General features: G+C 68.4%; 12 protein-coding genes. 9 read left to right on the plus strand and 3 right to left on the minus strand.

The window, feature by feature from the left end; genetic code table 11:
- Positions 1-25 precede the first annotated feature (25 nt).
- A complete protein-coding gene (locus AB0J95_RS07510; protein ID WP_364753790.1) occupies positions 26-574 on the plus strand; it encodes a DUF5565 family protein in 549 nt (182 codons plus the stop codon).
- On the opposite strand, the gene AB0J95_RS07515 is transcribed toward AB0J95_RS07510, so the two are convergent.
- On the minus strand, positions 567-1,292 hold the full coding sequence (locus AB0J95_RS07515; RefSeq protein ID WP_364753793.1) for a sulfite exporter TauE/SafE family protein: 726 nt from the start codon (positions 1,290-1,292) through the stop codon (positions 567-569). The two genes, AB0J95_RS07510 and AB0J95_RS07515, sit on opposite strands and share 8 nt — an antisense overlap.
- A 187-nt stretch (positions 1,293-1,479) precedes the next feature.
- Here AB0J95_RS07515 and AB0J95_RS07520 point away from each other — a divergent pair, with 187 nt between their 5' ends.
- Positions 1,480-2,280, plus strand: coding sequence for an AraC family transcriptional regulator (locus AB0J95_RS07520; protein WP_364753795.1), 801 nt, complete (start codon positions 1,480-1,482; stop codon positions 2,278-2,280).
- A gap of 10 nt (positions 2,281-2,290) precedes the next feature.
- Complete coding sequence (locus tag AB0J95_RS07525; protein ID WP_364753798.1) at positions 2,291-3,181, plus strand: EamA family transporter; 891 nt, start codon at positions 2,291-2,293, stop codon at positions 3,179-3,181.
- Here the strand turns inward: AB0J95_RS07525 and AB0J95_RS07530 are convergent.
- Complete coding sequence (locus AB0J95_RS07530) at positions 3,132-4,607, minus strand: glycosyltransferase family 39 protein (RefSeq protein ID WP_364753800.1); 1,476 nt, start codon at positions 4,605-4,607, stop codon at positions 3,132-3,134. The genes AB0J95_RS07525 and AB0J95_RS07530 overlap by 50 nt on opposite strands.
- 76 nt (positions 4,608-4,683) lie before the next feature.
- On the opposite strand from AB0J95_RS07530, the gene AB0J95_RS07535 reads away from it, so the two are divergent.
- Both AB0J95_RS07535 and AB0J95_RS07540 read left to right on the plus strand, forming a co-directional pair.
- Positions 4,684-5,439 carry a dienelactone hydrolase family protein gene (locus AB0J95_RS07535; protein WP_364753803.1) on the plus strand — a complete coding sequence of 252 codons (756 nt, stop codon included), beginning with the start codon at positions 4,684-4,686 and terminating at the stop codon, positions 5,437-5,439.
- The gene (locus tag AB0J95_RS07540) at positions 5,436-5,978 is read left to right on the plus strand and encodes an MmcQ/YjbR family DNA-binding protein (protein WP_364753806.1); all 543 of its coding nucleotides are present in this window, start codon (positions 5,436-5,438) and stop codon (positions 5,976-5,978) included. Before AB0J95_RS07535 ends, AB0J95_RS07540 begins: the two co-directional genes overlap by 4 nt.
- On the opposite strand, the gene AB0J95_RS07545 is transcribed toward AB0J95_RS07540, so the two are convergent.
- A complete protein-coding gene (locus tag AB0J95_RS07545) occupies positions 5,975-8,230 on the minus strand; it encodes a molybdopterin-dependent oxidoreductase (protein WP_364753808.1) in 2,256 nt (751 codons plus the stop codon). The two genes, AB0J95_RS07540 and AB0J95_RS07545, sit on opposite strands and share 4 nt — an antisense overlap.
- Positions 8,231-8,483: 253 nt before the next feature.
- Between AB0J95_RS07545 and AB0J95_RS07550 the strand changes: the two genes are divergently transcribed.
- The 4 genes from AB0J95_RS07550 to AB0J95_RS07565 are packed head-to-tail and all read left to right on the plus strand — an operon-like array spanning position 8,484 to position 13,043.
- Positions 8,484-9,701 carry an amino acid ABC transporter substrate-binding protein gene (locus tag AB0J95_RS07550; protein WP_364753810.1) on the plus strand — a complete coding sequence of 406 codons (1,218 nt, stop codon included), beginning with the start codon at positions 8,484-8,486 and terminating at the stop codon, positions 9,699-9,701.
- Positions 9,698-10,579 (plus strand): branched-chain amino acid ABC transporter permease, encoded by an 882-nt coding sequence (locus tag AB0J95_RS07555; RefSeq protein WP_364753813.1) that lies wholly within the window; start codon positions 9,698-9,700, stop codon positions 10,577-10,579. Before AB0J95_RS07550 ends, AB0J95_RS07555 begins: the two co-directional genes overlap by 4 nt.
- Positions 10,576-12,324, plus strand: a complete 1,749-nt coding sequence (locus AB0J95_RS07560) for a branched-chain amino acid ABC transporter ATP-binding protein/permease (RefSeq protein WP_364753816.1) — start codon at positions 10,576-10,578, stop codon at positions 12,322-12,324. The genes AB0J95_RS07555 and AB0J95_RS07560 overlap by 4 nt, the downstream gene beginning before the upstream one ends.
- Positions 12,324-13,043, plus strand: coding sequence for an ABC transporter ATP-binding protein (locus tag AB0J95_RS07565; RefSeq protein ID WP_364753819.1), 720 nt, complete (start codon positions 12,324-12,326; stop codon positions 13,041-13,043). Before AB0J95_RS07560 ends, AB0J95_RS07565 begins: the two co-directional genes overlap by 1 nt.
- Positions 13,044-13,047: the final 4 nt, after the last annotated feature.

Below are 13,047 nucleotides of genomic sequence, written 5' to 3' on the forward strand. Positions count from 1 at the left end.
TGGCGGCCGGTGAGACCATGGGCGCGTGCAGAAGATCCCGACACTCTTCGTCCGTGACCCGGCCGACCTCACGAAGGTCATCCGGGAGGTGCATCCCGCCTGCGGGTGGGTGATCGCCGGGGAGGGCGAGCCGACCAGGAAGTACGACGGGACCTGCGTGCGGCTGGACGCCGACGGGGTCTGGTGGGCGCGCCGCGAGGTCCGGCCCGGCAAGGCGGAACCGGCAGGGTTCGTTGCCGTGCAACAGGATCCGGCGACCGGCAAAACGGTCGGCTGGGAGCCGGTCGAGCAGTCGTCGTTCGTGAGGTTCTTCACCGAGGCGCGGACCGGCGACGAGGTCGCGGGCACGTACGAGCTTTGTGGACCGAAGCTGAACGGCAACCCGGAGAACTACCCGGGCCATGTCCTGGTCCGGCACGAGACCGCGGACACCTTCGCGGATGTTCCCCGGGACTTCGACGGCCTGATGGCGTGGCTGCTCGATCACCCGCAGTACGAAGGCATTGTGTGGCACCACCCGGACGGCAGGATGGCCAAGCTCAAGCACCGCGACGCGGTGGCCACCCTCAAGTAGCCGCCATGTGGCCCGCGCCGAACGCGGCGAGCACCGCGATGGCGCCGCGCAGCAGGTCTTCGGGCAGGCGGCGGAGCAGCCACTGGCCGATGAGGCCACCGATCGCCATGGCCGCGGCGAGCAGGGCGGCGAGCGGCCAGATCACCGCGCCGGTCAGGGCGAGCGTGCCAAGACCGGCCATGGAGGTGATCAGGCAGATGGTGTTCTTGGACGCCGTCACGGTCAGCCACGGCCAGGTGGTCGTGTACGCCAGGACCACCAGCACGAGGATGCCTACGCCGGCGCCGAACCCGCCGGCGTAGATCCCCGTGCAGAACAGCCACACCGTTCTGCTGATCGGGTGCTGGGTTCCTTGGTGGCGCTGGATTCTCGGGTGCAGCCACGGTTGCAGCACGAGCACCAGCGCGGCCATGACCAGCAGGACGGGTGCGGCGCGCCGGAACGTCCCGGCGCTGAGACTCGTGACCAGCCACACCCCCGCCACGGTGCCGAGCGCCGCACTCGCCAGTCCACTGTGGAGCGTTTGGCGATGGCGCCACGCCGCTGGGATCCCGCTGAGGAAGCTCGCCGGGGTGGCGGCCAGGTTGGTGGCGTTGGCCGCCAGCGGCGGAACGCCGGTAATACTGAGCGCCAGGAACGAGATCAGGCTGCCGCCGGCCGCGGCGACGTTGAGCACCCCCGCAATGAGTCCACTGAGGACAATCAGTGTCGTGTTCATGATGATCAGCCCCCTCCCGATGGGAAGGTGATCGACGCTACGCCGTGATCGACTGGCCGAGAATCCACCGACCGTGTCTCTTTCCTCCGCGGTGGACACACCGAAGGTGGCGCCAGAACTGGGAATCAAGATTCCGGACAACTCCCGTGGCGTAGTCCTGAGGCGGGCGAACGGTTACATTCGGGGGATGGAACAGGCAGTCTGGACCCGGGTGGATGCCGGGCACGACACGCCGCTGGACCTGCTCAGGGCGCGGTTCGTGCGGCACCGGTTCGCGCCGCACGCGCACGAGGAGTTCGCGATCGGGGTGTGCACGGACGGTGTCGAGGTGATCGAGATGCGCGGGGAGGCGCACTACTCGGGGCCGGGCAGTGTGGTGGTGATCGAGCCCGGGGAGGTGCACACCGGGGCCGCGGCGGTGGCGGATGGGTTCGCGTACCGGGTGCTGTATCCACAGTGGAATCTGGTGGCCGCGCGCTTTCCGCGGCCGGTGATCGAGGATCCCGAGCTGGCCGGGCAGATCCGGCGATTACATGCCGACCTCAGTCGTTCGGTGGATCCGATCGAAGCCGAGTCGAAGCTGTCGTGGGTGCTGGCCAAGCTCGTCGCCCGGCATTCGGTGGCCGGGCTGTCGCGGAAAACCGTGCCGGATGACCGAATTGTCCGCGTCACCATGGACGTGCTGGCCGGACACCTGGTGAACCCGCCGTCGCTGCACCAGATCGCGACCGACCTGGGGGTGTCCCGGTTCCAGGTGGTGCGTGCGTTCCGTGACACCGTGGGCATCCCGCCGTATGCGTGGCTGTCGCAGTACCGGGTCGGCCGGGCCCGCACTCTGCTCATCGACGGCCACCGGCCCGCGCAGGCCGCCGCGCTCACCGGGTTCGCCGACCAGGCCCACCTGACCCGCTGGTTCCGCCGGGTGGTGGGCGTCACACCTGGGGTCTTCCGCAACAGCGTTCAAGACACCAGAGCCGTCCGTCCGTGACGCTGGGACCGTGACACGTACCGGATGGATCCTGTTCGCGCTGATGAGCGTGATCTGGGGACTGCCCTACCTGATGATCAAGGTGGCGGTCGGCGGGGTCTCCGTGCCCGTTCTGCTGCTCAGCCGCACCGCGGTCGGCGCCGTGATCCTGCTGCCGATGGCGCTGCGCCGCGTCCAGTGGACGGTCCTGCGCCGCCACTGGCTGCCGCTGCTGGCGTTCGCGTTGCTCGAGGTGGTCGGCCCGTGGGCGCTGCTGTCGGACGCCGAGCGCACGTTGTCCAGTTCGTTGACGGGACTGCTGATCGCGGCCGTTCCCATCGTCGGGGCCGTGGCGCTGGCCGTGATGGGGGAGCGGTCGGGCGCGAAGCAGTGGCTCGGCCTGGTGATCGGGTTCGGCGGGGTCGCCCTGCTGGCCGCGCCGAACCTCCGCGGCGGCGACGCCTGGTCCATTGTGGAGGTCATGCTGACGGCGGTCGGCTACGCGATCGCGCCGATCATCGCCGCCCGCAAGCTCCAGGAGGTACCGACGATCGTGACCATCGTGGTCACCCTGGTGTTCTGCTCGCTGGTCTACCTGCCGTTCGCGATCGCCACCTGGCCGCAACGGGTTCCGGCGACGGACGTGCTGTTCGCGTTGGGCGGCCTGGCGATCATCTGCACGGCGTTGGCGTTCATGTTGTTCTTCCAGCTGATCCGCGAGGCCGGGCCGTCCCGCGCGGTGGTGATCACCTACGTCAACCCGGTCATCGCCGTCGCCGCGGGTGTGCTCGTGCTCAACGAACCGCTGACCATCACCACGGTCATCGCGTTCGTGCTGATCCTCGGCGGGTCGATCCTGGCGACCTCGAAGGTCAGTAGTACTGCCGAAGAGAAGGCCATATCCGCGACCAAGGTTGACTGACCGGCGAGCACAACATCACCGGCGTGCCCTGCTCGTCGTTGTCGATGCCGTACCCGTTGTCGTGCACGGCGACGACCTCGCACCCGGTCACATAGTGCCGGATCGCTGCCTGTTCGCCGAAGTGCCCGACCAGCAGCACCGGCCCGGTCATGCTGTCGGCGGGCGGTCCCCAGTCCTCATAGGACATATGCCCGGAGTAGGGCTGCGCGGGACCGTACCGCTCGACCGCGCCGGCCTGACCGTAGTCACCGGTGAAGATCACGGCCTTGTCCCGTTGGTCCGCCGGGATCTGCTGCCAGCCGCGATTCACCGTGGCCGCGAAGTCCGGCCAGCCGACCTGTTCGCCAGGTTCCTTGTTGACCGCCAGCACCGGACCGAGCCAAGCCGGCGGCAGCACGGGCATTCCGACGACAACCGAGACCACAACGCAGACAGCGGCGGCGATCCCACTGAGGACACGACGAGCCCGCGTGCGCAGCCAGTTCAACGTGGGCTCAACACCCGCCGGAACCAGCAACATCAGCAATGGCACCGAGTAGTACGGCTTCCCGCCCAGCACAAGGAGCTCCACGCACACAACACCGTAAGCGACCGGGAACGCCCGCAGTGCACGGTCCTTCCACAGCCGGATGATCCCGGTGATCCAGACCGGGACCAGGATCGGTGACAGCAGCACGAGTTGCATGGGAATGAACTGGATCCGGTTGTCCGGGCCGTCATCCTCGCTGATCCCACCGGCCACGGTGAGCAGCGGGAAGTCGTGCGCCGCCTGCCACAGGAAGATCGGCAACGTGACCAACACGGCCACGGCGACCCCGGCCCACAACCAGGCGCTCAGCAACACCTTGCGCGGTCCGAAAACCAGCACGCCGACCGCCAGACCCGAGGCCAGCAAGAGGATGAGCCACTTGTTGGCCATGCCCAGCCCGATCAGTGCCCCGACCGCGACCCAGTACCGCCCGTCGCCGGTCCGCAGCAACCGCATCACCGCGAGCCCCAAGGCGACCCAGATCAGCATGTCGATCGTGGTCGTGGACAACATGTGCGTCACCACGACGACGAACGTCGACAACGCGGTGGCCGCCGCGGACACCCACTGAACGGTCCGCCCGCCGCCCACTTCCCGTGCCACCAAAGCGATCAACACGACTGTCGCCGCGCCCGCCAAGGTCGACACGACTCGCAGTCCCATAGGTGTGTCACCGAAGACGGACGTCGACAGCCAGCCCAGGACCGGTGTCAACGGCGGCTGGTCGACGTATCCCCAGTCCAGGTGCTTGCCCGCGGCCAGGAAGTACAGCTCGTCCCGGTGGAACCCGTACCGCCCGGACAACGCGGTGGCCACGGCGAGGAGAACCAGGACGACGACGCCGACCTGGCGCCACGCGACCGTCGGCAACAACTTCGTTTCGGCAGCTACGGCCATCACAGACCTCCCCCAGCCAGGGGCCCGATCGTAGACCGGATTCACCCTGACGGGAATTGCCCGGGGGACTACGGTCGTGATCAACCGAACGGAAGGGCACGACATGGCGGACATCGACCTGACCGGCCTGGCCCGGCAGAAGGGCGGCTCGCAGCCGCTGCGGGGGTATCTGGCGAAGCCGGAAGGCGATGGGCCCTGGCCCGGTGTGGTCGTCGTGCACGAGGCGTTCGGGCTGGACGACGTGATGAAACGGCAGGCCGACCGGCTCGCCAGGGCCGGGTTCCTGGCGCTCGCGCCGGACCTGTTCAGCGCGGGCGGCGTGCGCAAGTGCCTGATCTCGACGTTCCGGGCGCTGGCCAAGGGGGAGGGGCGGGCGTTCGTGGACATCGGCGTGGCCCGGCAGTGGCTGGCCGGCTCCGCGGACTGCACCGGGAAGATCGGCGTCATCGGGTTCTGCATGGGCGGCGGGTTCGCGCTGGCCACCGCGAACGCCGGGTTCGACGCCTCCGCGCCGAACTACGGGGTGCTGCCGCGCGAGCTGGACAAGGCCCTGGAAGGCGCGTGCCCGATCGTGGCCAGCTACGGGTACAAGGACATCCCGTTCCGCAAGATGCCGGTCAAGCTGGAGGAAGCGTTGACCCGCAAGGGAATCCCACACGACGTGAAGACCTATCCGAACGCGGGCCACTCGTTCCTCAACGACGGCCCGGCCGGCCCGAAGCTGCTGCAGCCGTTGATGAAGGTCATGCGGATCGGCCCGGAACCCGAGTCGGCCAAGGATGCCTGGCAGCGGATCGACTCGTTCTTCGCCGAACACCTGGGCAAGTCGTGAGCACCTGGGACGACGTCCGCCGGATCGCGCTGAGCCTGCCGGAGACCTCGGAACGCGTGAGCCGCGGCTCGGCCCAGTGGTGTGTCAAGGACAAGCTGTTCGTCTGGGAACGGCCGCTGGGCAGGAAGGACCGGGCCGACCTGGGCGAGCGGGCTCCGGACCGCCCGATCCTCGGCGTCCGGGTCGCGGACGAGGGCGTCAAGGCGGCGCTGATCGCCGACGACCCGGCGGTCTACTTCACGATCCCGCATTTCGACGGGTATCCGGCGGTTCTGGTGCTGCTGGACGAGATCAGCGTGCCCGAGCTGGAGGAGCTCGCCACCGAGGCGTGGCTCCTCCGCGCGCCCAAGCGTCTCGCCCAGGAGTTCCTGGCGAGAGCGTGTCCTGCGGATCTCGATCGCGACAGCCGAGCCGAGGCGGCCCCTGACGGCACCGCAGGACCGCCAAAAGACAACCAGTATTCCGACGGCCCTGCGGCACCGTCAGGAACCACCTCGATCTCGCCTCTTATCGACCGAGATCCGCAGGACACGCTCTAGCCAACAGTGACCGGCGGGGCCTCCCCGTCGAACCGCTCGATCTGCACGAGCGTGTGCTGACCGGTGCAGCCCTGAGTCAACCTTGAGGTGGGCCGGTCGGTGGTGAGCACGTTCGGGTTGCCGTGCGCGCAAAGCGGGCCCGTCGGGTGATCCTCAACCGGGTCGAACCACGCGCCCGTCGGCAGTTGCACCACCGACGGCCGGACGTCCTCGGACACCACCGCGCCCGCGAGGCACGCGCCCTTGTCGTTGAACACCCGCACGATGTCCCCGTCGGAGATCCCGCGCGCGGCGGCGTCGGCGGGGTGGATCCGGATCGCCTCCCGGCCCGCCACCTTGGCCGCCTGGCTGGTCGGGCCCACGTCGAGCTGGCTGTGCAGGCGGGTGCTGGGCTGGTTGGCGATGAGGTGCAACGGGAACCGCTGCGCCCGCGGCCCGCCGAGCCAGTCCTCCGGCTCCAGCCACACCGGGTACCCGGGGCAGTCGTCGTAGCCGAACCCGGCCACGGTCGCCGAGGTGATCTCGATGCGTTTGCTGGGCGTGGGCAACGGATGCGCGTCCGGATCCGCGCGGAAGTCGCTGAACAGCGTGTAGTCCGGGTTCTCGCCGGTCAGCTCCAGCTCGCCGGCCGCCCAGAAGTCCGCGAAGGACGGTTCGGTGCGCCACTCGGAGTACAGGTGCTCCAGCCATTCCCGGGAGGTGCGGCCTTCGGTGAACTCCTTGGCCGCGCCCATCCGCTCGGCGATCCCGGTGAAGATGTCGTAGTCGTCCCGCGCCTGACCGGCCGGTTCGGCGATCCGGTGCATCGCGATCAGCCGCGAGTCGCGGCGACCGGAGCCGAAGTCCTCTCGTTCCACGAAAGTCGTCGCCGGCAGGACGATGTCCGCGTGCCGGGCCGAGGCTGTCCAATATGGATCGTGCACGATCACCGTGTCCGGCCTGGTGAACGCCTCGCGCAGCCGGAACAGGTCCTGGTGGTGGTGGAACGGGTTGCCGCCGGCCCAGTACACCACCCGGATGTCCGGGTAGTGCCGGACCTCGCCGTTGAACTCGTAGCGCTGCCCCGGGTTGAGCAGCATGTCGGCGATCCGGTTGACCGGGATGAACTCCTCGACCGGGTTGGTTCCCTGGGGCAGGAACGGGGTCCGCACCTCGGGGCCGGTCGATCCCATGTCGCCCATGGATCCGTAGCCGTGCCCGAAGCCACCGCCCGGCAGGCCGATCTGGCCGAGCATGGCGGCCAGCGTGATCCCGGCCCAGATGGGCTGTTCGCCGTACTGGATGCGTTGCAGCGACCAGGTGATCGTGATCATCGTGCGGGACGCGGCCATCTTGCGGGCCAGTGCCACGAGGTCCGCGGCCGGGATCTCGGTGATCGCGCCGGCCCACTCGGCGGACTTCGGCACGCCGTCGGCGGAACCGAGGAGATAGCGTTCGAACTCGTCGTACCCGGTGGTGTACCGGTCGAGGAAAGCACGGTCGTGCAAACCTTCCGTGCACAACGTGTGGGCAAGCCCGAGCATCAGCGCGGTGTCGGTGCCGGGCCGGAGCGCGTGCCACTTCACGTCCACTGTGGACGGAAGGTCGGCGCGGAGCGGGCTGATCAGCGCCACTTCGACCTCGGACTCGGCGAGCTGGTCCAGGTGGACGGGCGAGGTGTGTTCGGTGAGGCCGCCCGGGCTGACCGACATGTTCTTGACCGGCATGCCACCGAAGGCGACCAGCAGTTCGGTGTTCCGGAGAATCGTCGGCCAGGCGGTTCCGCCGAACAGCACCGCGTTCGCGTCGCCGACGATGTGCGGCAGCGCGAACATCGAGCAGCCGAAGCTGTACGTGCCCTTGTGGTAGGTGTAGCCGCCGATCGTGTTGAGGAAGCGGTGCAGCTGGCTCTGTGAGTGGTGGAACCGGCCCGCGCTGGCCCATCCGTAGGAACCGCCGTAGATCGCCTGGTTGCCGTGCCGCTCGCGCACCCGGCCCAGCTCGGCCGCGACCAGATCGAGTGCCTTGTCCCAGCTGACTTCCACGAACTCGTCGCGTCCGCGTCCGGAGTCCGGGCCGGGGCCGTTGTCCAGCCAGCCGCGGCGGATCGCCGGTGCGGACACGCGGCTGCGGTGGCCGAGCGTCGCGGGCAGGTTGCCCAGCAACGCGGACGGCGCCGGGTCGGCGGGGTGCGGGCTGACCTTGAGCTGCCCGTCCGGCCCGACCTCGGCCAGGAACGCTCCCCAGTGCGACGTGCTCGGCAGGATCGTCATGCCCTCCAGCGTGAACCTTTTGATCCGGAAACGCGAGGCAGTTGATCTGAAGGATTCCTGTTCGCGTCCTGTTGGTTCGCTGAACCCGTTGGTGGGCGGGGGATTCCACTGTCGGCTTGTTCGTATTTCACCGAATATCAACATAGTAGGTGCGTCGATGACCGAGTGTTGACAGACTGGTGCGGCCCACAGCACGATGTGCCGGCTGCAATCGTTTGCTGTCCTTCCGCCACTGACGTCTAGGGAGACGCGCATGGGACGCCAACCAACCCGAAGGTGGTTAACAGCCCTGGTCGCGTGCGTCGCCTTAGCGGCGAGCGCCTGCTCGGGCGGCAAGAACCCGGGTTCGGCGACCGGGCCGCTGGTCATCGGCGCGTCCCTGCCGCTCACCGGCCAGTTCTCGCAGCCCGGCGGCGAGGCCAAGCGCGGCTACGAGATCTGGCGCGACATGGTCAACGCCAAGGGCGGCCTGCTCGGCCGCCAGGTCGAGCTGAAGATCATGGACGATGCCAGCAACCAGGACACGATCATCGCCGACTACACCAAGCTGATCACCGAGGACAAGGCCGACCTGCTGCTGGGCAGCTTCTCCTCGCTGCTCAACTTCGCCGCCTCGGCGGTGGCGGAGCGCAACCGGATGCTCTACGTCGAGCCGGCCGGCGGCGCGCCGAACATGTTCAGCCGCGGCTTCAAGATGCTGTTCTTCGCCCAGCCCGCGACCGCCCCGCACCAGGCCGACGGCGTGGTGCAATGGATTTCGAGCCTGCCCGCGGACCAGCGCCCGGCCACCGCCGCGTACATCACCCAGGACGACCCGTTCACCCGCCCGGCCATCGAGTCGCTGCGGAAACAGCTCGAAGGCGCGGGCGTGAAGACCCTGTACTCGCAGGTCTACCCGGCCAGCACCACCAACTTCCAGCCGCTGGCCAGTGCGATCGCCGGGGCCAAGCCGGACCTGGTCGCCCAGGGCGCGCAGTTCGAGGACGGCGTCGGCGCGGTGCGGTCGCTGCAGCAGGTCGGGTTCTCGCCCAAGGTGATGTTCCAGACCAACGCGCCGGGCAACGGGAAGCAGTACAGCGACGGCATCGGCATGGGCGCGACCGAGGGCGTCATGTACTGCACGAGCTGGAGCGAGAACGCCAAGACCCCGCTGAACGCCGAGTTCACCGCCGAGTACCGCAAACGTTTCAACGGACCGCCCGCCGAGGACGCCGCCGACGGGTTCGCCGCGGCCCAGGTCCTGCAGGCCGCGGTCGCCGCGGTGGGCAAGATCGACCAGACCGCGCTGGCGGACTGGTTGCGCGGCAACCAGGTGGAGACCATCCTCGGCCCGCTCAAGTGGGCCGCCAACGGCGAGCCGCAGACCACGTTCATGCTCGCCCAGTGGCAGAACGGGAAGGTCGAGGTCGTCTCGCCGAAACAGGCCGCGACCACGGACAAGGTCGTCTTCCCGAAGCCGGCCTGGCCATGACCCAGCTCCTGCAGACGATTGCGCTCGGGCTGCTGATCGGCGGCGTGTACTCGCTGATGGCCTCCGGCCTGACCCTGATCTTCGGGATCATGGGGATCGTCAACGTGGCCCAGGGCGCGCTGCTGGTGCTGGTGGCCATGGTGACCTGGAAGACCTGGCAGCTCACCGGGATCGACCCGATCCTGCTCGCGGTGGCCACCACGCCGGCGATGTTCGCGCTGGGCTGGGTGCTCTACCGGCTGGTGATCGTCCGGGTGCGCTCGTCCGCGCCGGCCATGTCGATGCTGCTGACCTTCGGGCTGGCGCTGACCATCGAGGGCCTGCTCAACATCACCTCCGGCAACTACTTCCGGTCGGCCACCCCGTCCTACTTCGCCGAGTCGTTCCGGCTCGGCGGGGTGGCCCTGCCCAAGGCCCAGGTGTTCGGCTGCCTGGCCGCGCTGGTCGTGCTGGGCCTGCTCTACCTGGTGCTGAACCGGACCTGGACCGGGCGGGCGATCCGGGCCTGCGCGCAGAACCCGTCCGGCGCGGCCCTGGTCGGCATCGGCGCGTCCTCGATCGCGGCGCTATCGTTTGCACTGGGTACGGCCACCGCGGGCGCGGGCGGCTCGATACTCTCCGTGCTCTACCCGTTCTTCCCGGCCTCGCACTACGACTGGATCGCCCGGCTGCTCGGCATCATCGTGCTCGGCGGGATGGGTTCGCTGCGGGGCGCCTGGGTCGGTGCGCTGGTTCTCGGCCTGGCCGAGACGGTGACCGCGACCTATGGCTCGCCCCGGTGGTCGACGTTGGTGTTCTACGCCGTGATCCTGCTGGTTCTGCTGGTTCGGCCGCACGGGCTGTTCGGCACCAAGCTGCGTGAGGATGTCACCGTATGAAGCTTGGCGCTTTGATCATCCTCTTAGGACTCATCGGGTTTCCGTTGGTGCTGCCGGACGCGACCTACGAGCAGACCGTGTTGCTGCTCGCGTTCCTGGTGGCGATCCAGTCCATCAGCTGGAACATCATCTCCGGGTTCGCCGGGTACGTTTCGTTGGGGCACAGCGTTTTCCTTGGGATCGGCGCGTACACCGCCGCGATCCTGGCCGAGCGGTGGGGCGTCAATCCTTTGGTGCTGGCGCCGGTCGCCGGGGTGGTCGCGGTCGTCGTGGCGTTGCTGATCGGCAGCGTTGTGCTGCGGGCCAAGGGACCGGCGTTCGTGATCATCACGATCGCGTTGCTGCTGGTGTTCCAGATGCTGGCGATCAACCTGCACGGCCTGACCAACGGATCCGACGGGATCACTTTGGAGCTGCCGTTCTGGGACGCGGACATCCAGAACATCCCGTTCTACTACGCGTTCCTGGGCCTGATGGTGCTCGCTTTCGGCTTCAGCGCGTGGATCCGGCGGACCAAGTTCGGCACCGGGCTGGTGGCGATCCGGGAGGACGAGGGCAAGGCGGCGGCCATCGGCATTCCGACAGCGCTGTACAAGAACCTCGCCTACGCGGCCAGCGCGTTCTTCGTCGGCGCCGCGGGCGCGGTGTACGCGTACTTCCTGACGTTCCTGAACCCGTTGGGCGCGTTCAACATCCTCACGAGCGTGACCGTCGTGCTCGGCGCTCTCGTTGGCGGGCGGGGGACGCTGTGGGGTCCGGTCGTGGGCGCGTTCATCGTGTCGTTCGCCAGTGAGGCCGCGACGAACCTCGGCAGTGAGTCGCAGAGCCGGTTGCTGATGTTCGGGCTGGCGCTGGTGATCGTCGTGTTGTTCCTGCCGCAGGGGATTTTGCCCGCGTTGCAACGGCTTTTCGCTCGACGTTCGCCGGTCGAGTACACCGATCACGTGGGGGCGATGGCGGAGCGGAAGATCGAGGTGCGCAGTCGCTCGGCGGAGGCGGTCGAGGGGCCGATGCTGGAACTTCACGATGTGCACAAGGCTTTCGGTGGCCTCAAGGCGGTCAACGGCGTCGATCTCGTTGTGCCGCAGGGGTCCATCACGGCGTTGATCGGGCCGAACGGGTCCGGCAAGACGACGTTGTTCAACCTGATCACCGGCACCGGCGGCCCGCACACCGGGTCCATCTCGTTCGGTGGCACCAGGATCGACGGCATGCAACCGTGGCAGCGGGCGCATCTCGGGCTGGGGCGGACGTTCCAGGTGACGCGGTTGTTCAAGAGCATGACCGTGCTGGAGAACGTCGTCGCGCCGCTCGAACGGTTCGCGCCGGGCGTGCTGGCCTCGGGTGCGGTCGGCGGGCATGAGGCCGACCGGGCGCGGGACCTGTTGTCGTTCGTTGGCCTGGAGCGGTTCGCGGCTCAACAGGCGGGCGCTTTGTCGTACGGGCAACAGAAACTGGTCGAGCTGGCCCAGGTTCTGATGCTGGAGCCGCGGATGGTGCTGCTCGACGAGCCCGCGGGCGGGATCAACCCGGGCCTGGTCGGCCGGATGGCCGAGATCATCCGCGCGGCCAACCGCCAGGGCGTCACGTTCCTCGTGGTGGAGCACAACATCCCGATGGTGCTCGACCTGTGTGACCCGATCATCGTGCTGGCGGCTGGTTCGGTGATCGCTTCCGGTCCCCCCGATGTGGTGCGTGCCGACCCGGCCGTGCTCGATGCCTACCTCGGCGAGGTGACCGCCTGATGTTGACCCTCCAAGGTGTTCACGCGGGCTACGGCGGCGGCGATGTGTTGCAGGGCCTGAATCTCACCGTCGAACCCGAGTCGGTGACCTGCATCCTCGGCCCCAACGGCGCCGGAAAGTCGACCGTGCTGCGCGTGGTCAGCGGCCTGCTGCGCCCCCGCGAGGGCGTGATCTCGTTGGGGGAGCAGCGAATCGAGAAGCTCAGCGCGCCCGCGATCCTCGGCCTCGGCATCGCCCAGGTCCCCCAGAGCGGCGCGTTGTTCCCGCGCATGAGCGTGCGCGAGAACATACTGCTGGGTGGGTATCTCATCCGCCGCCAGAAGAAACTCCTCGCCCAACGCTATGACACCGTCGCGGAGCTGGTCCCTCTCGTCGCCGAACGGGGGTCCGTCCCCGCCGGGAACCTCTCCGGCGGGCAGCGGCGGATGGTCGAGATCGGCCGGTCCCTGATGCTCGACCCCACCGTGATCCTCCTCGACGAGCCCTCCCTGGGCCTGGACCCCAGAAGCATGGCCGCCGTCGCCGCGCTCATCACCTCCATGCGCGACCAGGGCAAGACCATCCTGCTCGTCGAACAGAACGTCCGCCTCGGCCTGTCCCTGTCCACCCACGGCGTCGTCATGGAGACCGGCAAAGTCCGCCTCCAAGGCACCGCCCAGCAGATCCTCGACCACCCCGGGATCGGGTCGCTGTACCTCGGCGCCCTCACCGGACGCTGAACCC

It is taken from the genome of Actinocrispum sp. NPDC049592 (genome assembly GCF_040675465.1).
Classification (GTDB): domain Bacteria; phylum Actinomycetota; class Actinomycetes; order Mycobacteriales; family Pseudonocardiaceae; genus Kibdelosporangium.